Source organism: Kitasatospora sp. NPDC049285 (assembly GCF_040678815.1).
In the GTDB taxonomy this organism is placed as follows: Bacteria; Actinomycetota; Actinomycetes; order Streptomycetales; family Streptomycetaceae; genus Kitasatospora.
Window position 1 is genome coordinate 36,351 of sequence record NZ_JBFAQR010000038.1, and the last position, 24,172, is coordinate 60,522.

The 24,172-nt window shown below is 72.5% G+C and carries 23 protein-coding genes and 1 pseudogene; 10 read left to right on the plus strand and 14 right to left on the minus strand.

The annotated features are described in order from the left end of the window. Window positions 1-66 precede the first annotated feature (66 nt). Complete coding sequence (locus AB0K51_RS22810) at window positions 67-1,470, minus strand: choice-of-anchor A family protein (protein WP_363458454.1); 1,404 nt, start codon at window positions 1,468-1,470, stop codon at window positions 67-69. A gap of 164 nt (window positions 1,471-1,634) precedes the next feature. Here AB0K51_RS22810 and AB0K51_RS22815 point away from each other — a divergent pair, with 164 nt between their 5' ends. Continuing rightward, the gene (locus AB0K51_RS22815) at window positions 1,635-2,291 is read left to right on the plus strand and encodes a 4'-phosphopantetheinyl transferase superfamily protein (RefSeq protein ID WP_363458456.1); all 657 of its coding nucleotides are present in this window, start codon (window positions 1,635-1,637) and stop codon (window positions 2,289-2,291) included. Window positions 2,292-2,347: 56 nt separating this feature from the next. On the opposite strand, the gene AB0K51_RS22820 is transcribed toward AB0K51_RS22815, so the two are convergent. Together AB0K51_RS22820 and AB0K51_RS22825 are read right to left on the minus strand one after the other, a co-directional pair. Continuing rightward, window positions 2,348-3,265 carry an SDR family oxidoreductase gene (locus AB0K51_RS22820; protein WP_363458458.1) on the minus strand — a complete coding sequence of 306 codons (918 nt, stop codon included), beginning with the start codon at window positions 3,263-3,265 and terminating at the stop codon, window positions 2,348-2,350. Window positions 3,266-3,350: 85 nt separating this feature from the next. After that, window positions 3,351-4,136, minus strand: coding sequence for an inositol monophosphatase family protein (locus tag AB0K51_RS22825; RefSeq protein WP_363458460.1), 786 nt, complete (start codon window positions 4,134-4,136; stop codon window positions 3,351-3,353). Between the two features lie 101 nt (window positions 4,137-4,237). Here AB0K51_RS22825 and AB0K51_RS22830 point away from each other — a divergent pair, with 101 nt between their 5' ends. Both AB0K51_RS22830 and AB0K51_RS22835 read left to right on the plus strand, forming a co-directional pair. Further along, entirely contained in the window at window positions 4,238-5,224 is a 987-nt protein-coding gene (locus tag AB0K51_RS22830) for an Lrp/AsnC family transcriptional regulator (RefSeq protein WP_363458461.1), read from the plus strand. A 20-nt stretch (window positions 5,225-5,244) separates the two neighbouring features. Continuing rightward, entirely contained in the window at window positions 5,245-5,481 is a 237-nt protein-coding gene (locus AB0K51_RS22835) for a DUF2277 domain-containing protein (protein WP_363458462.1), read from the plus strand. On the opposite strand, the gene AB0K51_RS22840 is transcribed toward AB0K51_RS22835, so the two are convergent. From AB0K51_RS22840 to AB0K51_RS22860, 5 genes are all read right to left on the minus strand, one after another. Further along, complete coding sequence (locus tag AB0K51_RS22840) at window positions 5,450-5,935, minus strand: DUF2269 family protein (RefSeq protein ID WP_363458464.1); 486 nt, start codon at window positions 5,933-5,935, stop codon at window positions 5,450-5,452. The two genes, AB0K51_RS22835 and AB0K51_RS22840, sit on opposite strands and share 32 nt — an antisense overlap. Before the next feature lie 213 nt (window positions 5,936-6,148). Then, window positions 6,149-7,768 (minus strand): isovaleryl-CoA dehydrogenase, encoded by a 1,620-nt coding sequence (locus tag AB0K51_RS22845; protein ID WP_363458466.1) that lies wholly within the window; start codon window positions 7,766-7,768, stop codon window positions 6,149-6,151. Further along, on the minus strand, window positions 7,768-8,364 hold the full coding sequence (locus tag AB0K51_RS22850; RefSeq protein WP_363458468.1) for a TetR/AcrR family transcriptional regulator: 597 nt from the start codon (window positions 8,362-8,364) through the stop codon (window positions 7,768-7,770). Before AB0K51_RS22850 ends, AB0K51_RS22845 begins: the two co-directional genes overlap by 1 nt. A gap of 126 nt (window positions 8,365-8,490) precedes the next feature. After that, a complete protein-coding gene (locus AB0K51_RS22855) occupies window positions 8,491-9,309 on the minus strand; it encodes a serine protease (protein ID WP_363458470.1) in 819 nt (272 codons plus the stop codon). Between the two features lie 119 nt (window positions 9,310-9,428). Then, window positions 9,429-10,049 carry a TetR family transcriptional regulator gene (locus tag AB0K51_RS22860; RefSeq protein WP_363458471.1) on the minus strand — a complete coding sequence of 207 codons (621 nt, stop codon included), beginning with the start codon at window positions 10,047-10,049 and terminating at the stop codon, window positions 9,429-9,431. A gap of 103 nt (window positions 10,050-10,152) precedes the next feature. Here AB0K51_RS22860 and AB0K51_RS22865 point away from each other — a divergent pair, with 103 nt between their 5' ends. Next, entirely contained in the window at window positions 10,153-10,305 is a 153-nt protein-coding gene (locus AB0K51_RS22865) for a hypothetical protein (protein WP_363458473.1), read from the plus strand. Between the two features lie 15 nt (window positions 10,306-10,320). Then, the gene (locus AB0K51_RS22870; RefSeq protein WP_363458474.1) at window positions 10,321-10,578 is read left to right on the plus strand and encodes a DUF4190 domain-containing protein; all 258 of its coding nucleotides are present in this window, start codon (window positions 10,321-10,323) and stop codon (window positions 10,576-10,578) included. Between the two features lie 194 nt (window positions 10,579-10,772). On the opposite strand, the gene gcl is transcribed toward AB0K51_RS22870, so the two are convergent. Continuing rightward, window positions 10,773-12,554: a glyoxylate carboligase gene (gene gcl / locus AB0K51_RS22875; protein ID WP_363458476.1), complete on the minus strand. Its 1,782-nt coding sequence runs from the start codon at window positions 12,552-12,554 to the stop codon at window positions 10,773-10,775. A gap of 288 nt (window positions 12,555-12,842) precedes the next feature. On the opposite strand from gcl, the gene AB0K51_RS22880 reads away from it, so the two are divergent. Beyond that, the gene (locus tag AB0K51_RS22880) at window positions 12,843-13,493 is read left to right on the plus strand and encodes an NAD(P)H-binding protein (protein ID WP_363458478.1); all 651 of its coding nucleotides are present in this window, start codon (window positions 12,843-12,845) and stop codon (window positions 13,491-13,493) included. 82 nt (window positions 13,494-13,575) lie between these two features. Here AB0K51_RS22880 and AB0K51_RS22885 read toward each other — a convergent pair whose 3' ends face one another. Further along, a complete protein-coding gene (locus AB0K51_RS22885; RefSeq protein WP_363458479.1) occupies window positions 13,576-14,910 on the minus strand; it encodes a cytochrome P450 in 1,335 nt (444 codons plus the stop codon). A gap of 178 nt (window positions 14,911-15,088) precedes the next feature. Between AB0K51_RS22885 and AB0K51_RS22890 the strand changes: the two genes are divergently transcribed. Further along, window positions 15,089-16,105: a hypothetical protein gene (locus tag AB0K51_RS22890; RefSeq protein WP_363458481.1), complete on the plus strand. Its 1,017-nt coding sequence runs from the start codon at window positions 15,089-15,091 to the stop codon at window positions 16,103-16,105. Window positions 16,106-16,168: 63 nt separating this feature from the next. Here the strand turns inward: AB0K51_RS22890 and AB0K51_RS22895 are convergent, their stop codons facing one another. Beyond that, window positions 16,169-17,734, minus strand: a complete 1,566-nt coding sequence (locus AB0K51_RS22895) for an APC family permease (protein ID WP_363458482.1) — start codon at window positions 17,732-17,734, stop codon at window positions 16,169-16,171. Window positions 17,735-18,073: 339 nt separating this feature from the next. Between AB0K51_RS22895 and AB0K51_RS22900 the strand changes: the two genes are divergently transcribed. Continuing rightward, on the plus strand, window positions 18,074-19,426 hold the full coding sequence (locus AB0K51_RS22900) for an acyltransferase (RefSeq protein WP_363458483.1): 1,353 nt from the start codon (window positions 18,074-18,076) through the stop codon (window positions 19,424-19,426). 57 nt (window positions 19,427-19,483) lie between these two features. Here the strand turns inward: AB0K51_RS22900 and AB0K51_RS22905 are convergent, their stop codons facing one another. Continuing rightward, window positions 19,484-19,918 carry a MarR family transcriptional regulator gene (locus AB0K51_RS22905; protein ID WP_363458485.1) on the minus strand — a complete coding sequence of 145 codons (435 nt, stop codon included), beginning with the start codon at window positions 19,916-19,918 and terminating at the stop codon, window positions 19,484-19,486. Between the two features lie 123 nt (window positions 19,919-20,041). On the opposite strand from AB0K51_RS22905, the gene AB0K51_RS22910 reads away from it, so the two are divergent. Beyond that, on the plus strand, window positions 20,042-21,169 hold the full coding sequence (locus tag AB0K51_RS22910; protein ID WP_363458486.1) for an NADH:flavin oxidoreductase: 1,128 nt from the start codon (window positions 20,042-20,044) through the stop codon (window positions 21,167-21,169). Window positions 21,170-21,261: 92 nt separating this feature from the next. On the opposite strand, the pseudogene AB0K51_RS22915 reads toward AB0K51_RS22910, so the two are convergent. Continuing rightward, window positions 21,262-22,074, minus strand: a pseudogene (locus tag AB0K51_RS22915) (helix-turn-helix domain-containing protein); the annotation flags it as partial. A 140-nt stretch (window positions 22,075-22,214) separates the two neighbouring features. On the opposite strand from AB0K51_RS22915, the gene AB0K51_RS22920 reads away from it, so the two are divergent. Beyond that, window positions 22,215-22,994 (plus strand): NAD(P)H-dependent oxidoreductase, encoded by a 780-nt coding sequence (locus AB0K51_RS22920; RefSeq protein WP_363458488.1) that lies wholly within the window; start codon window positions 22,215-22,217, stop codon window positions 22,992-22,994. A 61-nt stretch (window positions 22,995-23,055) separates the two neighbouring features. Here AB0K51_RS22920 and AB0K51_RS22925 read toward each other — a convergent pair whose 3' ends face one another. After that, on the minus strand, window positions 23,056-23,964 hold the full coding sequence (locus AB0K51_RS22925) for a helix-turn-helix transcriptional regulator (RefSeq protein WP_363458490.1): 909 nt from the start codon (window positions 23,962-23,964) through the stop codon (window positions 23,056-23,058). Between the last annotated feature and the right edge of the window lie 208 nt (window positions 23,965-24,172).

Here is a 24,172-nt window from a genome sequence, read left to right on the forward strand (position 1 = left end):
GACGCGACGGCCGCGGTCCACCGGACCGCGGCCGCACCCTCCGGGGCTGTCAGTCCTGACGAGCCGTCAGCTGTGGCGGCCCCGGCGGGCCAGCGCGACCACGCCGAGCCCGAGGCCCAGCAGCACCGCGGCGGCCCCGGCCGCCGGCGCGACCAGGCTGTCACCGGTGCTCGGCAGCGGCGGACCGACCGGCGTCGACGAGGAGCGCGAGGCGCTCGGCGATGCCGGGGCCGACTCCGAGGGCGAGGGCCCGGTGCTCCGGCTCGGCGACGGGCTGGGGCTCGGGCTCGGGGAGTCGCTGGGCGACGGGCCCGGGCTGGTGCTGTCGCTCGGGGAGGGGCTCGGGCTGTCGCTGGGCGACGGGCTCGGGCTCCACGAGTCGCTCGGGGACGGGGACGGCGAGGGGCTGGTGCAGACCGGCAGGTCGCCGTCGAACGGGTAGTTGTGGATCTCGGTGCCGGCGGAACCTTCCTGCACCAGGTTGCCCGCCAGGTAGACCCGGCCGTTGTTGCCCGGGCCGGAGAGGGTCATGGTGCCCGCCGGGTTGCCGGTCATCACCGAGCCCTGGAACTGCGCGCCGCCGGTGATCGTGGCGTCGGCCGAGGTCGGGAAGTTCCACATCAGGCGGGAGCGCAGCCCCGTCACCGGGTCGCCGTCCAGGCCGGTGCCGGTGTTGGTCCTGATCAGCACCGGGCCCGTTCCGGTCATGTTGACGATCACCGTCGCCCCGGCCGGAATCCCGGCGAACACCAGGTCCGCCGCCGCGTTCGCGGAGCCGATGTCGTTCGGCACGTCGAACACCTGCCGGGCGCTGGTGCCGTCGCCGGTGAAGGTGTACAGGTTGCCCTGCTGGGTCACCGTTCCGGTGGCGGTCTGCCGGGCCATGCAGGCCGAGTGGCCCTCGATGATCGCGGTCAGGCCGGTGAACTGGCCGATCGCCGCCGGGTCGTGCCGGGTCCGGCCGTCCGGGGCGAGGTTGGTGGCGCCGGTCAGCGTGGTGCCGTAGACCAGGTTGCCCCAGACCGTCTTCGGGGTCAGGTCGCTGCCGCCGAGCAGGAGCGTGTTGCCGGTGCGAACGTCCACGGCCTGACCGACCGTCACGTGGTCGGTGCCGCTCGGCGGGGTGACCCGCGAACCGACGCCCACCACGCCCATGTTGAAGCTGCCGCCGCCGTCCTTGTCGATCGTCAGGCTACCCACCGTGACGATCTTCCCCTCGGCCTCGGCGGCCCGGCCCCGCGCCGTGTAGTTCCCGCCGACGTAGATGTTGATCGTGCCGTCCTCGCCGGTGAAGTTCCCGTTGTGCGGCGGCGGGTACGGCGACGGGCAGGTACCGGAACACGGCCCGAGCGGCGGCGCCAGCTGGTCGGCCTGGCCGATCGCCGCCGGCGTCACCAGCGGCGCGGCCGTCAGCGCTCCCACCACCGCCAGCCTGACCAGCGAACTCTTGGTACGGACGCCGTGTCGCACGGACACCCCTCTCGTTGACGATGGGTCACAGGCAGCGGACATCGTCAGCAAAAGGTGCTCCCGCAGCGGTAGGCCGGATGTCACTCCCGCGACGCGCCGAAAGCCATTCGAACGGACTAGCGTGATGTCCCGTCAGCAAGGCCCCTGCAGGCAAAGGAGATCCGGTGTCCGACCATCCGCTCGCCATGCTCGCCACCAGCGGCGAGGTACTGGCCAGGCCCGAAGCCGACGAACGCCTGCTCACCCCGGTCGAACGCGAGCGCGCCGACCGCTTCCACCGCCCGGGCGACCGCGAGGACTACGTCGCCGCGCACCTGCTCATCCGGTTCTGCGCCGCCGCGCACCTCGGCATCGACCCCGCGGACGTCGACTTCGGCCAGCAGTGCCCCGGTTGCGGCCAGACCGGCCACGGCCGCCCGCTGCTCACCGACCGCCCCGGCACCCACCTCAGCCTCTCCCACACCGGCGGCACCATCGCCGCCGCGGCCGGCCCCGTCCCGATCGGCGTCGACGTCGAACACCTCGGCCCGCGCGCCTCCGACCCCTCCCACCTCGACCGCGTCCTCACCCCCGCCGAAGCCGAACTGGTCCGCAACCACCCCGACCCCGGCCGCGCCTTCCTCCGGCTCTGGGTCCGCAAGGAAGCCCTGATCAAGCTCGGCCGCGCCACCCTCGACACCCTCGACACCATCGACTTCTCCGACCTCCCCCTGGACCCGCCCCTCCACCACCGCCACGGCGACCTCCACCTCCTCGAACTCACCACCCCCAAAGCCCTCTTCACCGCCGCGGCAACACTCCCGATCACCCTTGGCCGATAGGGGCCCCGGCCCCTGGGGGCCGGGGGCGGAACGGCGGGAGTGCGTGGCGGCGGGTGTCAGCGGTAGTCGGCGGGATCGGGGGCGGCGTCCGGCTCCTCCGCGGCGAGCATGAACGCCCAGCAGTCGGGGCGGGAGCCGTCCAGGTCGGTGAAGCCGTACGCGCGGGCGAGTTCGGCGCTGGAGGTGGAGCGGCCGTTCCAGCGGGCCCGGTCGGGGGCGGCGGCCAGGTGGGCGACCGCGCGGCCGACGTAGCCGGGCGACTCGGAGATCCCGAACTGCGGTTCCCGGGCGAGTGCTTCGCGCCAGGTGGGCTCGGTGACGCCGTAGTGCTCCAGCATCAGTTCGGAGCGCATCCAGCCCGGGGTGAGGGCGACGGCGGTCGCGCCGCGCGGGCCCAGTTCGTGACCGAGGGCGAAGGCCATCCGCAGCACGGACGCCTTGGCCAGGTCGTAGAAGAAGGAGACCCGGTAGCGGGTGGCGTTGTAGGCGGCGGTGCCGTCGGTCATCTCCACCACCAGCCCGCCGGGTCGGCGCAGCAGCAGCGGGAGCAGGTGGTGGCTGGTGATCGCATGGGTATCCACGGCCCGGTGCAGGAGCTTCAGGCCGCGGTCGAGGTCGTCCTCCCAGAGCGCCTTGTCCCAGGCGAAGTTGCCCTCGCCGCCCCAGATGTCGTTGACCAGCACGTCGAGGCGGCCCTGTTCGGCGTCGATCCGGGCGGCCAGGGCGCCGACCTGTGCGGGGACGCTGTGGTCGGTCCGGACCGGGATGCCCAGGCCGCCGGCCTCGGTGACCAGGTCGGCGGTCTGCTCCAGGGTCTCCGGGCGGTCGTACTCGGAGCGGTGGCCCTCGGCGGAGCGGCCGGTGACGTAGACGGTGGCCCCCGCCGCGCCGAGCTGGACGGCGATCGCCCGGCCCGCGCCCCGGGTGCCGCCGGCGACCAGGGCGACCTTGCCGGTCAGTGGCTGGGTGGACATGGAGACCTCCGGGGTGCTCGACAGTCGGTGTCAGGACCGATCATGGCCCCGAGTCCCGACACCTACTGTCGTGGCTTCCGCTCGGTCACCCGTTTCGCAGCACGTCCAGCAGCTCGTCGTACAGGCTGGGCGCCGCCGCGACGAAGGAGGTCGAGCCCGCTGTCCACGGCTTCCCCTCGGCGTCGGCGACCCGCGCCCCGGCCTCGGCGGCCAGCAGCGCGCCCGGCAGCAGGTTGGCCGGGTCCGCGCCGTACTGCCAGAACAGCCCGAGGTGGCCGGAGCCGACCTGGGCGATCTGCAGCGCCGTCGGACCGAGGTTGCGCACCGCCAGGACCCGGGGCAGCACCGCGCTCAGCGAGGCCCCGGCGGCATGCAGCGCCCGCGGGTCGCGGTCCGGGCGCGGCGGCTGCGAGGTGGCCGCCACCGCGGCCGCCAGTTCGCGGTGGCGCGGAGCGCACGGCCGCCCGTTCAGGCGGGTGCCGCCACCGAGGGTGGCGGTGTACGTGGCGTCCTGGCGCGGCGCGTGCACCACCGCCAGCACCGGCGCGCCGTCCCGCAGCAGGGTGGCGGTCACCGCCCAGTGCGGCAGCGCCGACAGGTACTGCACCGCCCCGTCGGTGGCGTCGCACACCCACCACTCGCCCTCGTCCGGCACCGACCGCTCCCACTCCTCGTCCAGCCAGCCCGCCCCGGGCCGCAGTGCGGTCAGCCGCTCCCGCAGCATCCCGGCGGCCGGACGGTCGAACCGCTCGAAGGCCGCGAACGCCTCCGCCCGGTTCGCGGCCACGACCGGTTCCGGCTCCTGACGCTCCCTCAGCCAGGTGCCGGCCTCCCGCACCGCCGCCTCAACGCCGTCCAGCAGTTCCCGCATCGCTTCCTCCCCGGTGGATGTCCTCGGTGTGCGGCCAGGAGTACCGTGAGACCGACTCATCAGGACGCTGACTGCCCACGATCCGGCGGAGATCGGACGACATGGACACCGATACGGCGGATTCCGCCACCCTGCTCGACACCCTGGACCGGCAACTGGTGCACGCCCTGCAGGTCGACGGGAGGGCCGAGACCGGGCGGATCGCCGAGGTGCTGGGCGTCTCCACGCGGACCGTCACCCGCCGGCTGGGCCGGATGCTGGACGCCGAAGTGGTCCGGGTGGTGCGGATGCCCGACACCCGGCAGGCGGCGCTCGGCGCACTCCTGCTGCGGGTCCGGGTGCTGCGCGGCCGGGTCGACGCCCTGGCGCTGGCCCTCGCCGCCCGGGACGACGTCCCGTTCGTCGACGTCATGCTCGGCGGGCAGGAGGTCTCCGCCGTGGTGCTCTCCGACCCGGCCGCCAGGGACCGCCTGCTGTACGGCCAACTCCCGGCCACCGACGCGGTGGTGGAGTCCACCGCGCACGCCGTCCTGCACCTGTTCGCGGACGCCTCGCAGTGGCGGGCGGGCTACCTCACCGCCGAACAGGAGGCCGCGCTCGCCCCACCGCCGCCCACCGCCGAACCGCCCACCCCGGACGCCCTCGACCACCGCCTGCTCGACCTGCTCGCCGTCGACGCCCGCCAGTCGCACGCCGCGCTCGCGACCGCCCTCGGCGCCCCCGAGTCGACCGTCCGCCGCCGCCTGCACCGCCTCGCCGACGGCGGCCTGCTGCGCACCCACACGAGCGTCGACCCCCGGCTGCTCGGCATCACCGTCGACGCCAACCTGTGGCTCGACGTCCCCCCGAACCGGCTCGCCGCCACCGGCCGGGCCCTCGCCGACCACCCCCAGGTGCACGGCGTCCTCGCCACCAGCGGGCCCGCCAACCTGATGGCCGCCGTGTTCTGCCCGGACCACGCCGCGCTGTACCGCTTCCAGACCGAGGTGCTCGGGCCGCTCGGGGTGCAACGGGCCGAGACCGCGATCGTCGCCCGCGCGGTCAAGCGGGCGGGCTTCCGCCTCCGTCCGCTTCCCCGGCTGTCGTAGCGGCGCGGCAGACTGGAGGCATGTGCCGAAGCATCAAGACGCTCCGCCCGCCGATGACGCCCGACGCCACACCCGAGGACATCCACGCGGCGGCCCTCCAGTACGTCCGGAAGATCTCCGGGTTCCGGGCGCCCGCCGCGCACAACCGCGAGGTCTTCGAAGCCGCGGTGGCCGCCGTCGCGGCCGCCACCGCCGACCTGCTCGCCGGAATAGAGGTCCGCGGCGTCACGCCCCGGTCGTCGACCCCGGTCGGATGACCATCAGCACCACGACCACCGCCCACAGCAGGTTGAACACACCCGCGGTCATCGGCAGCCTCCCCAGCTTGCCGGTGGCCCGGACGGTCTCCGCCTCCCGCTCCTCGGTGGCGTCCAGCGCGTCGATCGTCGCCTGCTGACCCGGCAGCACGAACAGCAGCAGCACGCCCGCCGCGAGGGCCGTCAGCACGATCGACACCGTGATCCAGGCGTCGCCCATCACACCCATCACCTGCGCGGTCCCGATGCCCAGCACCGGCACCGCGATCCCCAGCAGCGCGTACAGCTGACTGATCCGGTGCAACAGCCGCACCGAAGCCGCCGCCCCCACCTGCTCCGGCCCCTCCACGAGCGCGGCCTTCGCCTTCCGCGGGAACATGCTCACCGCCACCGCGACCGGACCGATGAACAGCACCGAGACCAGGACGTGCAGACTCAGCAGGAACTTGGCCATCGGGGCGCAACCCTTCGACAAGGCGGGGAACGGGATCGCCGGTCACGCTAGCAGCGCCTTATTTCAGGGGCTCCAGTGGCAGTGCGTCTTGGAGACGTCTATGCGCCCAGACCTTGCAGCGCCCCGGAACCCTCGCTGCCACGCACCCCCGCCGTTCCGCCCCCAGCCCCAAGGGGGGCCGGGAGGTACCCCCAGGGCCCCTAGGTGGTGCCACTACATCCTGGAGAGGATCGCTTCCGTATCGATGCCCGTCGGGAGGGTGCCGTAGGCGAGGCCGGAGTGGCCGGCGAGGCGGGTGGTGGTGAAGGCTTCGGCGACGGCGGGGTGGCCGTGGCGGAGGAGGAGGGAGGCCTGGAGGGTGAGGGCGAGGCGTTCGACGAGGTGGCGGGTGCGGTACTCGAGTTCCGCGGGGTCGGCGAGGTCCTTGCGGAGGGCGCCGAGCGCAGCGTCGTAGTGCCGGTCGAGCCCGCTCGCGGCGTCCAGCTCCTCGAACACGGCCGCCACGCTCTCGGGTTGACGGGCCATCGCGCGCAGCGCGTCGAGCGCGGCGACGTTCCCCGAGCCCTCCCAGATGGAGACCAGCGGGGCCTCCCGGTAGAGCCGGGGCATCCCGGACTCCTCGACGTAGCCGTTGCCGCCCAGGCATTCCAGGGCCTCGGCCGCGTGCCCGGGGCCGCGCTTGCAGACCCAGTACTTGGCGACGGCGAGGCCGAGGCGGCGGAAGTGCGTCTCGGCGGGGTCGCCGGCCAGGGCCCGGTCGGTGGCCTCGGCCAGTCGCATGGCGATCGCGGTGGCGGCCTCGGACTCCACGACCAGGTCGGCGAGCACGTTGCGCATCAGCGGCTGCTCGACCAGCGCCTTGCCGAAGGCGTGCCGGTGGGTGGCGTGGTGCAGGGCGCGCATCGCGCCGTAGCGCATGCCGGAGGCGGCGCCGACGGTGCAGTCGAGGCGGGTCATGTTGACCATCTCGATGATGGTGCGCACGCCGCGGCCCTCCTCGCCGACCAGCCAGCCGGTGGCCTCCTCGTACTCGATCTCCGCGGAGGCGTTGGACTTGTTGCCGAGCTTGTCCTTGAGGCGTTGCAGGCGCAGCGCGTTGCGGGTGCCGTCGGGCAGGACGCGGGGCAGCAGGAAGCAGGAGAGTCCGCCGGGGGCCTGGGCCAGGGTCAGGAAGACGTCGGACATCGGGGCGGAGGTGAACCACTTGTGGCCGGTCAGGCGGTAGGTGCCGTCGCCGGCGGGGACGGCCCGGGTGGTGTTGGCGCGGACGTCGGAGCCGCCCTGCTTCTCGGTCATCGACATGCCGGCGATCAGGCCGCGCTTGCCGTGCGGTTCGCGCAGGCCGAAGTCGTACTCCCGGGCGGCGAGCAACGGCTCGTAGGCAGCGGCGAGTTCGGGGGTCGTGCGCAGGGCGGGGACGGCGGCGTAGGTCATCGAGATCGGGCAGGTGTGGCCGGCCTCGACCTGGCCCCAGACGTAGAACTTGGCGGCGCGGGCGGTGTGCGCGCCGGGCCGGTCGTCGCGCCAGGGGGCGGCGTGCAGGCCGTGCTCGACCGCGGTGCGCATCAACTGGTGCCAGTGCGGGTGGAATTCGACCTCGTCGATGCGGTGGCCGTAGCGGTCGTGGGTGCGCAGCACGGGCGGGTTCTCGTTGGCGAGGCGGGCCCAGTCAGCGGCCTCCGCGCTGCCGGCGAGGCGGCCGAGGGTGTGGAGTTCGTCCTCGGCCCAGCCGGCGCCCGCCCGGTGCAGGGCGGCGAGCAGGGTGGGGTCGGCGGCGACGTCGTGGCCGTACGGGTCGGGCACCTGGTTGGTGACCTCGTGGGTGCTTGCCATCAGTGCCCTCCCAGGGCGCGCAGGGTGAAGGTGACCAGGTCGGGCAGGACGGTCTCCGGCGGGCGGCCGTCGGTGAGCGGTCCGACCAGCGCCTCGCCGACCGCGCCGACGATCGCGGCGGCGGTCAGTTCGGCGTGCTGGGCGGGGAGTTGGCCGCGGGCGGCGGCCTGGTCGATGCGGGTGGCGATCAGGTCGCGGAAGGCGCGGCGGAAGACCAGGCGTTCGGCCTCGACCACGGTGTCGGCGGGTTCGGCGAGCAGCGCGTAGGCGAGCCGCGGGGCCTTGAGCGCGCGGGCGGCGAAGGTGGCGACCAGCGCGGCGATGCCGTCCAGCGGGTCGGCGGCGCGTTCGGCGGCCTCGGTGACGGCGGTGATCTCGCGTCCGCAGACGGTGCGGAACAGGGTGACGGCGAGGTCGGCCTTGCCGTCGAAGTGCTGGTACATGCTGCCGGTGGCGATGCCGGCCCGCTGCGCGACGGCGGCCATCGAGCAGCCCGCGTAGCCGCGTTCGGCGAGCAGGGCGACGGCGGCCCGCAGGACGGCTTCGCGCTGGCCGTCCAGGCGGGCCTGGACGGCGGCGGTGCGTCGGTAGGCCACGCAAAGGATTGAAGCACCGATTCACTGCTTCAGGAAGAGCCGCGCCGGGCGGCCGTGAACCGTCCCGGAACGCGCGCAGCCACCCGCGCGAGGGGATACGCGGGTGGCTGCGCGCGGTGGGCTCGGCTACGGGCGGGGCAGCACGCAGCCTGCCCGGGTCAGGTCGAGCACGTTGCCCGGGGCGAAGCAGTTCGGGATGGTGTAGGTCTCCTGCGCGTAGTTGATGCCCTGGCGGACCGTCACCACGCCGTTCTGGTCGACCTCGCAGGGGTTGTCGACGGTGCAGGTCTCACCGTTCTCGTTGCCGGTGTTGTTGACGGCGACCACCTGGCCGCTGTTGACGTCGATCACCGGGGAGCCGGAGGTGCCGCCGATGGTGTTGCAGGCGGAGGTGTAGCGGACCGAGTCCTTGAAGGTCCAGCCGCCCTCCTTGAGCCGGTACACGAAGCCGTCGACGTTGCAGGAGTAGGTGGTCTTCCAGTAGCCGGAGACCACCTTGATCGCGCTGCCGGCCACGGGGTGGCTGGTGGACATGGTCAGCGGCGATATCCCGTAGCGGCTCTTGATCGTGGAGTAGCTGGTACTCAGCCGGTAGAGGGTGACGTCGGTGTCGGTCATCGTCGAGTACAGGACCCGGTTGGCGCGCACCGTGCCGAGGCTGGAGCCGGAGGAGCTGAGCAGGGTGAAGCTGCGGTTGGAGGACTTGTTCGTGATCACCTGGCCGGGGTTGGGCATCCCGGTCTCCAGACAGTGGCCGTTGGTCAGGATCAGCCCGGGGTCGGTGTCGACCGAGTTCGGCATCCGGACCAGCGAGCCCGAGCAGTTGCTGAGGGCGACCGTCCCGGCGAAGGTCACGGTGGCGGCGGACGCGGGGGCGGCGGTGGCCAGGGCGGTGGCCCCGGCGAGGAACAGCGCGGAAGCTGCGCCGATGAGCGGCTTCTTCATGGGGTGCCTCTCGTGGTGTGGGGGTCCCACTGGGGTACCACTGGGGTAGCCCTAAGTTGGCGCGCCCATGACACCATGTCAAGACCGTGCCCACACCCGGTGCTTTCACTGATTTGCCGTCAACTTTCCTTCCAGTGACGGCTTCCGATGTTGATGAGCCGCAACTGGGTGCGCACCGTCCGGGCGATCCCGAGCCGCTCCGCCGGGTGCGCCTCGACCAGCGCGAGCGCGGTGGTCACCATCCGGTCCACGTACAGCTCGGCCAGCATCCGGCGGTCCACGTACGACCAGTCCGCGACGTCCGGCTGCCCGGCCAGCAGCTCGGCCAACTCCTCGGCGAAGCGCGCCAGTTCGGCGGCGACCGCATCCCGCACCGGCTTCACCCCGCCGAACCGCTCACGCGCCAGGAAGCGGATGTACGCGGGATGCTCGGCGACGTGCGCGGTGATCACCTCCACCGAGCGGTCGATCAGCTGCTCGGGCTCACCGCTGCCCGCGAACACCGCCTGGACCATCTCGTGCAGGTTGGCCAGCGACTCCTGCACCAGCACCACGCCCAGCTCGGCCAGGTCCGGGAAGTGCCGGTAGAACCCGGCCGGCGAGAGGCCCGCCTCCCGGGTGACCTCGCGCACGCCGAGGCCGCTGAGGTTCTGATGCTCCAACAGCTCCAACGCGGCATCCAGCAGGGCGCGACGGCTGGCCTGCTTCTGGGCCTGACGGATACCGGGGTTCTGGGTCACGGCGATCAGTAAACAACTGTTTGCTGATTTTCGCCAGCGTCGCTACAGTACTTTCAGCGAACAGTTGTTACCCGAACGCAGCTGTCCTCCGAAAGGTGTCGCCGTGCTGCTCGTCGTCCTGATCGCCCTCGGCCTGCTCGCGGGGGCCGCCGCTCATCTGCCGATGCCGCTGTTCCTCGCCGCCGCCACGGCCGTCGCCGCCTGGCTGCTGGCCTTCGGCGCCCGCGAGGGTCTGGCCCGTACCCGCCGCCACTGATATCCGGAGCCCACGTTGAACCCCACCGAGCGTCACACCACAGCCGACGCCGACCAGTTGGCCGTGGCCTCCTTCATCCTCGGCCTCCTCGGCCTGCTGATCTTCAACCTCGTCCTCGGCCCCCTCGCCCTCGCCCTCGCCGCCCTCGCCCTCTGGCGCGGCACCACCCGCCGCACCCGAGCCCTCCTCGGCCTCGCCCTCGGCGCGGCCGACCTCGCGGTCCTCGCCGCCACCCTCGCCGCCACGGGCGGCACCATCTGGCAGCTCGGCTGACTTTCGGCAGGTGGCTCGGGAACAGTCAGGGGCCCGGGGAACGGCGGGGGTGCGTGGCGGTCGGTCTCACAGGGCGCTGCCGGTCAAGACGCATGGACGTCTCCAAGACCACCAGCCCAGTTCAGACCACCAGCCACTCGCCTCGCGGTTCCCCGAGCCCCTGGATAGTGCAACTGGCCCGACTCCCTAAGCGGTCAGACCTTCAGGGTCTTGATCGCCGTCGGAGCGTCGCCCGGCTGGGTGGCGAGCTCCTCCCACTCCATGACCTTGTCGATGTCGGCCGCGGCCATCGAGATGTTGGTGACCCGCTCCAGGATGGCCTCGACCACGACGGGGACGCGGAACTCCGCCGCGAGCTTCTTGGCCTCCTCGAACGCGGGCAGCAGGTCCTCGGGCCGGGTGACCCGGATCGCCTTGCAGCCCAGCCCCTCGGCGACCCGGACGTGGTCGACGCCGTAGACGCCGAGCTCGGGGGCGTTGATGTTCTCGAACTCGAGCTTGACCTGGAAGTCGATGTCGAAGTTGCGCTGCGCCTGGCGGATCAGGCCCAGGTACGAGTTGTTGACGAGGACGTGGACGTACGGGATCCGGTGCTGCGCACCGACCGCGAGCTCCTCGATCATGAACTGGAAGTCGTAGTCGCCGGAGAGCGCGACGACCTGCCCGTCCGGGTCGGCGGTGGCGACGCCGAGCGCGGCGGGGATGGTCCAGCCGAGCGGCCCGGCCTGGCCGCAGTTGATCCAGTGGCGGGGCTTGTAGACGTGCAGCATCTGCGCGCCGGCGATCTGCGAGAGGCCGATGGTGGTGACGTAGCGGGTCTCCGGGCCGAAGGCCTTGTTCATCTCCTCGTAGACGCGCTGCGGCTTGAGCGGCACGTTGTCGAAGTGGGTCTTGCGCTGCAGGGCGGCACGGCGCTCCTGCGTGGCGGCGACCCACTCGCCGCGGTCCTTGAGCCGCCCGGCGGCCTTGAGCTCGCGGGCGACCTCCAGGAAGAGCAGCAGCGCGGCCTTGGCGTCGGAGGCGATGCCGAGGTCGGGGGCGAAGATCTTGCCGATCTGGGTGGGCTCGACGTCGACGTGGACGAACTTGCGGCCCGCGGTGTAGACGTCCAGGCCGCCGGTGTGGCGGTTGGCCCAGCGGTTGCCGATGCCGAGGACGAAGTCGGAGGCGAGGAAGTTCTCGTTGCCGTAGCGGTGCGAGGTCTGCAGGCCGACCATGCCGGCGTTCAGCTCGTGGTCGTCGGGGACGATGCCCCAGCCCATCAGGGTCGGGACCACCGGGACGCCGGTGAGCTCGGCGAACTCCAGCAGCAGGTCGGCGGCGTCCGCGTTGATGACGCCGCCGCCGGCGACGATCAGCGGGCGCTCGGACTCCTGGAGGAGCGCGATGGCCTTCTCGATCTGGGTGCGGTTGGCGGCCGGCTTGTAGACCGGGAGCGGCTGGTAGGCCTCCGGGTCGAACTCGATCTCGGTCAGCTGGACGTCGATCGGCAGGTCGATCAGGACCGGGCCGGGACGGCCGGAGCGCATCAGGTGGAAGGCCTGCTGGAAGACGCCCGGGACCTGCGCCGCCTCCAGGACGGTGGTGGCGGCCTTGGTGACCGGCTTGGCGATCGAGGCGATGTCGACGGCCTGGAAGTCCTCCTTGTGGAGGCGGGCGACCGGGGCCTGGCCGGTGATGCACAGGATCGGGATGGAGTCGGCGATCGCCGAGTACAGGCCGGTGATCATGTCGGTGCCGGCCGGGCCCGACGTGCCGATGCACACGCCGATGTTGCCGGCCGTGGCGCGGGTGTAGCCCTCGGCCATGTGCGAGGCGCCCTCGACGTGGCGGGCCAGCGTGTGCTTGATCCCGCCGGAGGCCTTGAGTGCGGCGTAGAAGGGGTTGATCGCGGCGCCCGGCACACCGAACGCCACGTCGACGCCTTCGAGCTTGAGGATCTCCACTGCGGCGCGGGCGGCTGTCATACGAGGCATCGGCTTACTCCTGCGGTCGACGCGACTTCCATGATGCGGAAGAATAGTTTTGGAATGCGAAAGTAAGCTAAGCCGGGCCCAAAGGGGTCGTCAAGGTGCGTTTCAACAGAACGTTGCAGGCCTGCGGCCGCCCCGACCACGGAACCTCCAGGGCCCTTCGATCACGATGTCCGTTTTTCACCATGCTCGGTCGCCCCGGGACCTCGTCCACCCCGCAGTCGTCGCCGTACCGTCGTGGGTGTCGGCAGAAAACGCCAAGCGACGGAAACACCCGAGGAGAGACCCACGATGAGCACCATCACCCTGTACGGCGCCACCGGCACCATCGGCTCCCGCGTCCTGGCCGAGGCGCTCGACCGCGGCCACCGGGTCACCGCGGTGGTCCGCGACCCGGCGAAGCTGACGGCCGCCCACCCGCAGCTGACCGTGGTGGCCGGCGACGTGCTGGACCCGGCGTCGGTGGCCGAGCACGCCAAGGGCGCGGACGTGGTGGTCAGCGCGGTCGGCGGCGGCGACGGGCCGGGTCACCGGGCGCTGATCCAGCCGGCCTTCGAGTCGCTGGTGACGGGCCTGCGCACGGTCGGCGCGGACGCCCCGCGACTCCTGGCGGTCGGCGGCGCGGGCTCGCTGCGCACCCCGGACGGCAGGCAGGTCTGGGACGCCGAGGGGATCCCGGAGTTCGTGCTGCCGATCATGCACGCGCACGGCGAGGCGCTGGACTACCTGCGCACCGTCACCGACGTGCGGTGGACCAACCTCTCCCCCGCGGGCACCATCGAGCCCGGCGAGCGCACCGGCGCCTACCGGGTCGGCCTGGAGGAGCTGCTGATCGGCGCGGACGGCGAGAGCCGGATCTCCGCCGAGGACTACGCGGTGGCGCTGCTGGACGAGGTCGAGCAGCCGCAGCACGTCGGCCGACGCTTCACCGCCGCGTACTGATCCACCGTCAGCCCCGTCCATCCGCAGCCGGTTCCCGGATCGCGTGGAGCAGCTCGGCCGGCAGGACGACCGAGCTGCCGGGTCAGCGCGGCTCGACCCGCATGCGCATCTCGGACGGTCCGAGCGTCGCGCCCACCTTCGGCCGGACCGGCTCACCCGCGACCGGACGCAGCCGCCAACGGGAGACCACGGCGGCGGTGATGACGGCCAGCTCCGTCATCGCGAAGTCGGCACCCAGACAGTGGTGGGTTCCGCTGGCGAAGGGGAAGAACGCACCGCGCGGCAGGGCTGCGTCGCGCCCCGACAGCCAACGCTGCGGATCGAAGGTGTCGGGGGCCGGGAAGTACCTCGGGTCGTGGTGCAGCGCGTACGGGCTGTAGAACACGTCCGCCCCGGCCGGGATGAGGTGGTCACCCAGCCGGACCTCCTGCCGCGCCCGCCGCGGGAACAGCCACACCGGCGGGACGATCCGCAGCGTTTCGTAGATCACGGCCTGCAGGTAGGGCATGTCGGTCAGGGTCGACCGATCCGGCCGCCGGTCCTGGAGCACCCGGTCGACCTCTTCCGTCAGGCGGCTCTCCACGTCCGGATGGGCCGCCAGGAAGTGGAAGATCCACGCGGCGGCCGCGGCCGTGGTGTGCGAGCCGCCGATCAGCACCCCCAGGACGTCGTCGTGCACCTGCTGCGCGCTCGTCCCGGGCGGGGCCTGGAGCATGGCGAGCATGCCGCCCGCCATCGGGTCTCCCGTCGCCCTCACCCGTTCCTCGGCGGCTTCGATCAGGGTGTCCACGGCGTCGTGGATCCGCCGCACCGCCTCGGTGTAGCGGCGCCGTTCCGCGGTCGGGAGCCGGCAGATCAGCTCGAGCGGACCGTAGGCCCGCCGGGCCAGGCCGACCACGAACACCGGCAGGCTCTCGTACACGTCACGCCGGTCCCGCTCCGCCAGATCGACGCCGAACAGACATGCGGCGACCACCTGCGTCGTCAGGTCGGCCATCGCGTCGTGCAGGTCGATCACCTGCCCGGCGTGCCAACTCGATGCGCCGGCTTCGGCCAGCTCGACCATGGCGTTCGCGTAGGACGACACCTGGGCCGGCTGGAAGGCCGGCCGGGCCGCCCGGCGGCGCTCGCGGTGGTGTTCGCGGTTGGCCACCACGACGCCGTTGCCGAACAGCGGGCGAGCCACTTCGAAGATGACCCCCCGGTCGAACTGGTCGCCCGGTGCACCCAGCATCTTGCGCACCAGCTCGGGGCTGTTGAGGATGTAGGCCTTCCGCAGACCCAGCCGGATCTGCACGGCGTCTCCCAGTGGACGCTGCTCCTCGAGGAAGCGAAGCGGGTCGCGCAGCAGCTTGAGGGCATGGCCCAGCAGCGGCAGCGACTTCGGCATCCGGGCAATCTCTGCGACAGCCTGCATCGGTGCATCTCCCGTCGAAGCGGACTCCAGTCGTCCACTTCGATCCGTTCCACGGACCACCGCGCCTCCCGGTTCAGGGCCGCGGCGTTGAACCGTCGTGACCAGCGCTCCCGTGTGGTCTGACGAACCCGTCGGCCGGTGAACGGCCGGCCTAGCGAGCATGCGATGGAGTGTGCACATGCCCGGCCCGACTCCGCCGATCGTCCTGCCCCGCGAGCTGAACCCGCCCCATCTCGCCACCTGGGCCTTCGACCTGCCGTTCCCTCGCCCGGTTCCGCACCCTGAACACGACCGCGCGGTGACGGACGCCCGCACCTGGGTCCAACGCATGGGGATCGTCACGACCGACGAGGAGCTGCGCCGTCACGATCGCATGGCACTCGCGTCCTGGCCCGGGCTGAACTTCCCGAACGCCACCGGTGCGGACCTCGACCTGCTGTGCAACTGGGTGTGCTGGTGGGTCGTCATGGACGACCGCGACGACGGCGAGTTCATCCAGGACCCGCGCCGGGTGGAGGAGTTCTACCGGCGACTCATCGCCGTGGTCGCTCCCGACCGCCAGAGCGGGCACCCGGACCTCGGTGCGGACCCCATGGTCGAGGCCTTCGCTGACATCTGGCGGCGTTGGCGCCAGGGCATGTCGCCGGGCTGGCAGGCCCGCACGGCGGAGAACTGGGCGAAGCTCTTCGAGGCGCTCATCGACGAATGCGCCGGGCGACGCGACGGAGCGGTTCCGAGCATGGACCAGTACCTGGCCATCAGGGACCGGTCGGGCGAGATGGCGCTCGAACTGGACGCGACGGAACGGGTCGGGCACTACGAGGTCCCGCAGGCCGTCCTGGACACCCCGGCCCTGGCGTCCATGCGGCTGAGCACCATCCGGGCCGTCAACATCTCCCAGGACGTCCAGTCGCTCGCCAAGGAGGAGGCGATCGGCGACAACCTCAACATGGTTCTGGTCCTGGAGCGGGAACGCTCCCTGGGCCGGGTCGACGCCCTGTGCGAGGTGCACCGCATGATCCGCGTCTACACGGACGACTTCCTCGCGCACCAGGCCACCGTGCCGCGCGTCCTGGACGGGCTCGGCCTCGCGCCCGAGGACCGGCTGCCGGTCTACCGGCACATCGACGACCTCGGCCGCCTGATCGTCGGCAACCTGGTCTGGTGCGCCGCCGCCGAGCGGTACCGGACCTGAACCCATGGAGCCGAAGGCCCCGGACCGTGAGCGGTCCGGGGCCCTTGCGGCGCTCGCGCGCGGTCAGTCGGGGATGACCAGCGCGGGGGTGTCGCGGGTGAGCACCTCGCCGCGGAAGAAGGCCGGGCTGCGGCGGGTCATCACGGCCATGCCGACCAGGCCGAGGGCGAGCAGGCCGGCGCCGACCACGAAGACGCTGCCGACGCCGAAGACCGAACTGCCGCTGCCGTAGGCCGGATCGACCATGTCCACCAGCGACTTGGCGAAGATCGCGGCCAGGGTGAGCCCGCCGAGCAGCGGGAAGACGCACTTGAGCACCGCGTCGCGGACCGAGCGGCGCAGGTCGCGGCGGAAGTACCAGGCGCAGGCGAACGCGGTCAGCGAGTAGTAGAAGCAGATCATCAGCGTCAGTGCGGCGATGGTGTCGGCGAGCACGTGCGAGCTGACCAGCGTCATCACGGTGTAGAACGCGCCGGTTCCGACGCCGGCGGTGACGATCGCCCGGCCGGGGGTCCGGTAGCGCGCGTTGACCTTGGTGAAGGAGGCGGGCAGCGCCTCGTACACGCTCATCGCCAGCACGGTGCGGCTGACCGGGATGAAGGTGGTCTGCAGGCTGGCGGAGGCGGAGGCGAGCACCGCGACGAAGAGCAGCACGCCGAGCACCGGGCCCATCACCGGCCCGGCCAGCACCGCCAGCACGTTGGAGGAGGTGTCGGGGTTGCCGAGGCCGGTGCCGGTGGTGCCGACGCCCGCGTACATCTGCACCGCGACGGCCGTGAACAGGTAGGAGCCGACCAGCACCGCCATCGCCAGCATCGCGGCCCGGCCCGGGGTCTTCTCGCTGCCGCCGGTCTCCTCGTTGGCGCTCAGGCAGGCGTCCCAGCCCCAGTACATGAAGAGGGAGAGCGAGAGCCCGGCGACGAAGGAGCTGAAGGAGTCGGCCTGGAACGGGTTCATCCAGCTCCAGGAGAAGTCGAGCGAGCCGGCCGCGTCGCCGTCCAGCGCCTTGCCGATCGCGAGCACCCCGAACAGGCCGAGCACCGCCAACTGCAGCCCGACCAGGGCGTACTGGACGCCCTTGGTGGCCGTCATGCCGCGGTAGCTGATCATCGTGGCGATCGCGATCAGCGCCAGGCAGGTGGCGACGTGCACCAGCCGGTCGTCGTTGAGTGCGGCGACCGAGTCGCTGCGGGTGATCTCGCCGAGCAGCAGGTAGAGGTACTCGGTGGCGACGCCCGCGAGGTTGGACAGCACGATGATGGTGGCGATCACCAGGCCCCAGCCGCACATCCAGCCGACCTTCGGGCCGAACGCCTTGACCGTCCAGGTGAACGAGGTGCCGCTGTCCGGGATCGCCTTGTTCAGCTCCCGGTAGGCGAACGCCACCAGCATCATCGGCAGGAACCCGGCCAGGAAGAGCGCGGGCATCTGCAGGCCGACGGCGGCCACCGTGGTGCCCAGCGTGGTGGTCAGGCAGTACACCGGGGCGACGGTGGAGACGCCGATGACGGCGTTGCCGAGCAGACCCACCGAGTTGCCGTTGAGGCCCTTGTCGCGGACGCCGCCGTGGGCGTCCCGGCCGGCGGCGCCCTCGGCGCCGGCCCGCGGACGATTGTCGAGCTGAACCATGCGGGAACCGTAACGGGCACTGTTTCCGCAGCAGGTCGAGGCGACAGGCTGGGATTCCCCTGCGTTTCATCGAGCTGCTAGGCTATGTTTCCGTTGATTGCATGATCTTTTCCCGTGATCGACCTTAGTTTCACTCCTCTTGACCCTTGCTTGGGACGGGACGAAAACCGCAGCTCGGACGATTCCCGGCCTTTCCGGCATCAGTATGAGAAACACCACATACCGACTCGGTAACGCGACCGGGCCAAGCGGCGCCGCGCCCCCGGCCGTTCGGACACCTCTGGTTCCCCGGCCCGCGGGCCCCTATCGTTCCCCCGTCAGTCCTGGGAGGGGAGCGGTATGACCGGCACGCTGACGTCCGACCCCGAGATCCGCACCGTCCGCGCCGAGGGCACACCCGGAGCGGACACCGTGAGCGTCCGCTGCTCGGTCGGCGACCTGTCGCTCGCCGACCTGCCGGTCTCGGTGGTGCTCTGCTACGACCGGTTGCTGGACGCCGACGCCCTCGCCGCCGGACTCGCCCGCGCCCTCGCCCACCTGCCCGCCTTCGCCGGCCGGTTGCGCACCGCCCCCGGCGGCGAGCTGTACCTGGACTGCACCGGCGCCGGCGTCCCGTTCACCGTCGCCGACGCCCCCTACACGCTCGAAGAGGCGCTGGACCGGGTGCTGCTGCCGACCTCCGGACTGGTCGACCACGTCCAGGCCACCCGCGCCCGGCAGGAGGACCTGCCGCTGCTCACCGTCCGGCTGAACCGCCTCGCCGACGGCACCAGCGCGCTCGGCATCTCCTGGCACCACGCGATCGGCGACATGCAGACCTTCGCGCTGCTGCTGCGCACCTGGTCCGCCTGCACCGAGGACCTGCCGCTGCCCCCCGTCGACCTCGCCGCCGACCGCGACGCCTACCTGGACGCCCACCTGCCGCCCGTCGACGGCGGCGCCCCCACGCTGCGGCTGCCCTCGGCCGCCGAGAACGAGGCGCTGCGCCGCGAGATCGCCTCCGCCGCACTGGCCAACCGCACCCTGCAGGTCTACTTCACGCCCGGTGAAGTCGCCCGGCTGCGCGACGAGTTCAGCGCCGAGGCCGGCCGCCGGCTGTCCGCCAACGACGCGCTCTGCGCGCACCTGCTGGCCGTGCTGCGCGAGGTGGACGGCGGCGCGTCCGAGCCCTCGCTGACCATGCCGGTCAACCTGCGCCGCGTCCTCGGCCTCCCGGACGGCGCGCTCGGCAACCTGCTCGGCGAGATCCGCCTGCCCTGGCGGGCGGGCACCACCCCCGCCGGCTTCGCCGCCGAACTGCGCGGTGCCGTCGAGGAGTTCACCGAGCGCCACCTGAGCGTGCGGAGCACCCGGCTGTTCCTCGAAGCGCTCGGACGGGACCGCGTCACCGACTGCATCCCGACCGGCTTCGACCCGGCCCGCCGCACCCTCACCCTCTCCAACTGGTGCCGCCTGGGCCTCTACGACCACCCGCTGGCCGGCGCCCTCCCGGTCGCCTTCAGCCCCGTCGCCACCCTCCAACTCCCCTGGACCTCCTGGCTGGTGGAGGGCCCCGGCGGCACCGGCCACCTGTACACCGTGGTCCTCCCGACCCGGGTGGCCGGCCGCCTGCGCGCCGCCCGCGCCCTGCTGCACCGCCACCGCGAGGACGACGAGCCGCTGCCCGCCACCGCCTCCCGCAAGCTGCTCTGAGCCGCCCGGCCGGCGCACCCGCCCGACGAGCCGTCAGGAGGCCGGCCCGACGGGCCCTCAGGAGGCGGGCCGGGTCACGAAGACCCGTTCCAGCAGCTCGTACAGGCGGTCCCGGTCCCCGTCGTCGAGCCGCTCCAGCCCGTCCAGGGTGGTCCGCATGCCGGCGCGGACGGCGTCGGCGACCCGCTCGCCCTCCGGCGTGAGCACGACGGTCTTGACCCGCCGGTCGGACGCGGCGGCCTCGCGGCGCACCAGGTCGCGCTTCTCCAGCCGGTCGATGATGCCGGTCACGTTGGACGCGTCGCAGGCCAGCACCTCGGCGAGGCCGCGCATCGCGGCGGGCCCGCGCCGCAGCACGGCCAGCGCCTTGGCCTGGCTCGCGGTGAGGTTCTCGCTCGCCGCGGCGAGCGCGAAGTCGCCGTAGAACACGCCGAGCGACACCGAGAACAGCTCCATGAGCTGGGCGGTGTCGACGCGAGGGGCTGCTGTCATGACGACCACTGTACCCACCGGCCGATAAAACTTGACCATCTCAAGCATCTACGCCTATCGTCGAGCGCATTGCTTGAGGTTCTCAAGTATCACGGTTGTCAAGCAGCACCGAGGAGCGTCCCTGTGACCGCCACCGCGTCCCCCGCCTCCCGCGCGGCCGAGATCCTGTCCCGTCCGGTCGCCCTGAACGGCCTGACCGTCCCGAACCGCATCGTGATGGCACCGATGACGCGGATGTTCTCGCCGGGCGGCGTGCCCGGCGAGGACGTGCGGTCGTACTACGCCCGCCGCGCCGCCGCCGGGGTCGGCCTGATCGTCACCGAAGGCACGTACGTCGGCCACGAGTCCGCCGGGCAGAGCGACCGGGTGCCGCGGTTCCACGGCGAGGAGAACCTGGCCGGGTGGGCGAAGGTGGCCGAGGACGTGCACGCCGCGGGCGGCACGATCGTTCCCCAGCTCTGGCACATCGGCATGGTCCGCAACCAGGGCGAGCCGCCCTACGCCGACGCCCCCGCCATCGGCCCCTCCGGCATCCGCGTGGACGGCACCGAGGGCGCCGGCAAGGCGATGACCCGCGCCGACCTGGACGACGTCATCGGCGCCTTCGCCGAAGCGGCCGCCGCCGCCGAGCGGATCGGCTTCGACGGCGTCGAACTGCACGGCGCCCACGGCTACCTGATCGACCAGTTCCTCTGGGAGCGGACGAACCGCCGCACCGACGAGTACGGCGGCGACCCGGCGGCCCGGACGAAGTTCGCCGCCGAGATCGTGGCCGCCGTCCGCGCGGCCGTCTCGCCCGCCTTCCCGGTGATCTTCCGCTACTCGCAGTGGAAGCAGGAGGCGTACGACGCCCGGCTCGCCGAGACCCCGCAGGAGCTGGAGGCGATCCTCACCCCGCTCGCCGAGGCCGGCGTGGACGCCTTCCACGCCTCCACCCGCCGCTACTGGATCCCCGAGTTCGAGGGCTCCGACCTGAACCTGGCCGGTTGGACCAGGAAGCTCACCGGCCGCCCCGCCATCACCGTCGGCTCGGTCGGCCTCGACGGCGACTTCGTGCACGTCCTGACCGGCCAGGGCGCCCCGGTCGGCAGCATCGACAACCTCCTCGACCGCCTCGAGCGCGACGAGTTCGACCTGGTCGCGGTCGGCCGCGCCCTGCTCCAGGACCCGGCGTGGGCGGCCAAGGTCCTCGGCAACCGGCTCGACGAGCTGAAGCCGTTCGAGGCGGCGGCGGTGCAGACGCTGAGCTGACGCCCCCTCGGCCGACGGGTCGTCAACCGGGCGGAGCGGCGGCCCGCCCGGGGCCCGGGTATCGGAGGGTGCGCGTCGGCGCCGTCCGCGCTGCCGGCGAGCCGGCGCAGTCCGTCCTCGGCGGGGCTGCCGGGGGCCGCGGAGAGCACCAGCAGTTCGGCGCCCGGTTCGTCGGGCAGCGCGAAGTTCTCCTGGTGCAGCTCCAGGTGCCCGACCAGCGGGTGCCGGAACGCCTTCGGCCCGGGCGTGCGGGCCCGCACGTCCGCCCGGGCCCACAGGCGGCCGAAGCGCTCGCTCCCGGTCGCCAACTCGCCGATCAGCGCGGCCAGCCGACGGTCCTCGGGGAACCGGCCGGCGGCCAGCCGCAGGTGCCCGACCACGTCGCGGGCGCAGCCCTCCCAGTCCGCGTGGAGGCCGCGCCCGGCTTCGTCGAGGAACAGGTGGCGGGCGGTGTTCAGGCCCGGCACCGGCTGCCCGAGGAGCAGTCCGGCCAGGCGGTTCCCGCCGAGCACGTCCTGGCGGTGGTCGACGATCAGCGCGGGCGCGCCGCCGACCAGGTCGAGGACGCGCAGCAGCTCCGGCCGCAGCTTCCGGCGGCCCTCCGCCGGAAGGTCGAGCGGCGCCTTCGCGGGGCGGTGGCGCTGCCGGGCCAGGCGGTCCAGGTGCCCGCGCCCGGTCCCGTCCAGGCCGAACACCCGGGCGAGCGCGTCGAGCACCTGCTCGGAGGGCTGGGTGGCGCGCCCCTGCTCCAGGCGCACGTAGTAGTCGACGCTGACCCCGGACAGGTGCGCGACCTCTTCGCGGCGCAGCCCGGCGACCCGGCGGCGGCGGTCGGTGGGGATGCCGACGGCGGCCGGGTCGACCCGGGAACGCCGGCTGCGCAGGAAACCCGCGAGATCGTCCATGCCCTCAGTATGGCCGCGGCGAAAACCCGCGAAGGTGGTCCTGCGGTGACCAGGAACTCCCGTCCGTCGGAAGCGGAGGGCCTGAACAGCGGGCTCGGCGGCGCCGATGATCGATGGCGTCCGATCCGAAGGAGTTCCCCATGAAGACGCTGATCGTCTACGCCCACCCCGAGCCGAGGTCGCTGAACGGCTCGCTGAAGGACCTCGCGGTCGCCACGCTGCGGGACGCCGGCCACGAGGTGCGGGTCAGCGATCTGTACGCGATGAAGTGGAAGGCGGTCGTGGACGCCGCGGACTACGGCCCCGCCGCCTCCGGTCCGCTGCAGGTCGCCAGGGACTCCGGCCGGGCCTTCGACACCGGGACGCTCACCCCGGACGTGCGCGCCGAGCAGGAGAAGCTGCTGTGGGCCGACACGATCGTCTTCCAGTTCCCGCTGTGGTGGTACACCATGCCCGCGATCCTCAAGGGCTGGGTGGACCGGGTGTTCACCTTCCACTTCGCGTACGGCGTCGGCGAGCACAGCGACACCAGGTACGGCGAGCGCTTCGGCGAGGGCACCCTCGCGGGCCGCCGCGCCCTGCTGTCGGTGACCGCGGGCGGCCCGGAGTCGCACTACGCGGCCCGCGGGATCAACGGTCCGATCGAGGACCTGCTGTTCCCGATCCAGCACGGCATCCTGTACTACCCGGGCATCGAGGTGCTGCCGCCGTTCGTGCTGTACGGCACCGACCGGATGACCGTCGAGGACTACCCGGACGTCGCCAAGGCGTGGGAGCACCGGCTGCTCACCCTGGAGTCGACCGAGCCGATCGCCTTCCGGCCGCAGAACTTCGGTGACTACGCGATCCCCTCGCTGCACCTGAAGGAGGGTCTGGAGCCCACCGGCCGCACCGGCTTCGGGCTGCACGTGCGCGGCTGACGTCCGCCGCCGACCGGCGCGGACCGGCGTGCCCTGGCCGCACGCCGGTCCGCGCCCGCGCTCAGCGTCCGGCCTGGGCGGCGTGGCGCTGCGGCACCGCCACCGCGTCCCGCGCGCCGGAGGCCGCCGCGCTGCCGAGCAGCCGCAGCGCGGCCTCCGACGGCGAGCCGGGCTCGGCGGTGTAGGCGATCAGGTGCTGGCCCGCGGCGCCGGGGATCATCAGGTTCTCGAAGCTGAGCTCCATCGCGCCGACCAGCGGGTGCCGCAACTGCTTCACCCCCGAGGTACAGGTGCGCACCGGGTGCCGGGCCCACAGTGCGGCGAACTCGTCGCAGTTCATGGTGAGTTGGCCGACCAGCTCGGCCAGCGAGCGGTCGTCGGGGTGCCGGCCGGCGACCAGCCGCAGCGAGGCCACGGCGAGCTGCGCCTGGTCGTGCCAGTCGGTGTAGAGCCAGCGGTACTGCTCGTCCAGGAACAGCATCCGGGTCATGTTGGGCCGCGCGGCGGGCGTGTCGGGGCTGTCCGCCGCCAGGTGTCCGGCGAGCAGCGCGTGGCCCAGCGGGTTCCAGGCGAGCACGTCGTTGCGCCGGTCCAGGACCAGGGCCGGGACATCGGTCATCGCGCCGAGCAGTTGCCGGGCCGAGGCGCTGGCGTGCACCACCCGGGCCGGGGCGGGTCGGGTGGGCGCGACGGCCGGACGGGCGAGGTCCTTCAGGTAGACCGTCTCGTCCTCGTTCAGGCGCAGCGTGCGGGCGATCGCCTCCAGCAGGCCGTCGGAGGCGTTGGTGGCACGGCCCTGCTCGAGTCTGGTGTAGTGCGTGATGCTGACGTTGGCGAGCGTGGCCAGCTCCTCGCGGCGCAGCCCGCTGACGCGCCGTCGAGTCGGGTGCGGAGTGATGCCGAAGTCCTCCGGGCGCAGCGCGGCGCGGCGCGACTTGAGGAAGTCTCCAAGCTCGGACGGGGCGTCCATTCAGGCCTCCAGGTCGATGGAGTGCGTCAGTCTGGCTACGGCGATCACCGACTACCCATGATGCCCCGCCGCTTCCGGCGACCGGAAGCGCTGAGGGTGGTCCTGCGGTGACTACCCTCCCGCCGGCTGGGCAAAGCAGGGTGCTGGCTGGGCCCGTTGGCGTCGAAGAGGCTGTTCCCGACCGTGCGACGCGACCGCGCCGCGCGTC

Excerpts from the sequence above, each read along its gene's own strand:
- AB0K51_RS22890 (WP_363458481.1), top strand. The coding sequence starts at position 15,089 with ATGCCCGGCCCGACTCCGCCGATCGTCCTGCCCCGCGAGCTGAACCCG.
- AB0K51_RS22820 (WP_363458458.1), bottom strand. The coding sequence starts at position 3,265 with ATGTCCACCCAGCCACTGACCGGCAAGGTCGCCCTGGTCGCCGGCGGC.
- gcl (WP_363458476.1), bottom strand. The coding sequence starts at position 12,554 with ATGCCTCGTATGACAGCCGCCCGCGCCGCAGTGGAGATCCTCAAGCTC.
- AB0K51_RS22855 (WP_363458470.1), bottom strand. The coding sequence starts at position 9,309 with ATGAAGAAGCCGCTCATCGGCGCAGCTTCCGCGCTGTTCCTCGCCGGG.
- AB0K51_RS22840 (WP_363458464.1), bottom strand. The coding sequence starts at position 5,935 with ATGGCCAAGTTCCTGCTGAGTCTGCACGTCCTGGTCTCGGTGCTGTTC.
- AB0K51_RS22835 (WP_363458462.1), top strand. The coding sequence starts at position 5,245 with ATGTGCCGAAGCATCAAGACGCTCCGCCCGCCGATGACGCCCGACGCC.
- AB0K51_RS22895 (WP_363458482.1), bottom strand. The coding sequence starts at position 17,734 with ATGGTTCAGCTCGACAATCGTCCGCGGGCCGGCGCCGAGGGCGCCGCC.
- AB0K51_RS22925 (WP_363458490.1), bottom strand. The coding sequence starts at position 23,964 with ATGGACGCCCCGTCCGAGCTTGGAGACTTCCTCAAGTCGCGCCGCGCC.
- AB0K51_RS22920 (WP_363458488.1), top strand. The coding sequence starts at position 22,215 with ATGAAGACGCTGATCGTCTACGCCCACCCCGAGCCGAGGTCGCTGAAC.
- AB0K51_RS22830 (WP_363458461.1), top strand. The coding sequence starts at position 4,238 with ATGGACACCGATACGGCGGATTCCGCCACCCTGCTCGACACCCTGGAC.
- AB0K51_RS22845 (WP_363458466.1), bottom strand. The coding sequence starts at position 7,768 with ATGGCAAGCACCCACGAGGTCACCAACCAGGTGCCCGACCCGTACGGC.
- AB0K51_RS22825 (WP_363458460.1), bottom strand. The coding sequence starts at position 4,136 with ATGCGGGAACTGCTGGACGGCGTTGAGGCGGCGGTGCGGGAGGCCGGC.
- AB0K51_RS22900 (WP_363458483.1), top strand. The coding sequence starts at position 18,074 with ATGACCGGCACGCTGACGTCCGACCCCGAGATCCGCACCGTCCGCGCC.
- AB0K51_RS22905 (WP_363458485.1), bottom strand. The coding sequence starts at position 19,918 with ATGACAGCAGCCCCTCGCGTCGACACCGCCCAGCTCATGGAGCTGTTC.
- AB0K51_RS22885 (WP_363458479.1), bottom strand. The coding sequence starts at position 14,910 with ATGCAGGCTGTCGCAGAGATTGCCCGGATGCCGAAGTCGCTGCCGCTG.
- AB0K51_RS22880 (WP_363458478.1), top strand. The coding sequence starts at position 12,843 with ATGAGCACCATCACCCTGTACGGCGCCACCGGCACCATCGGCTCCCGC.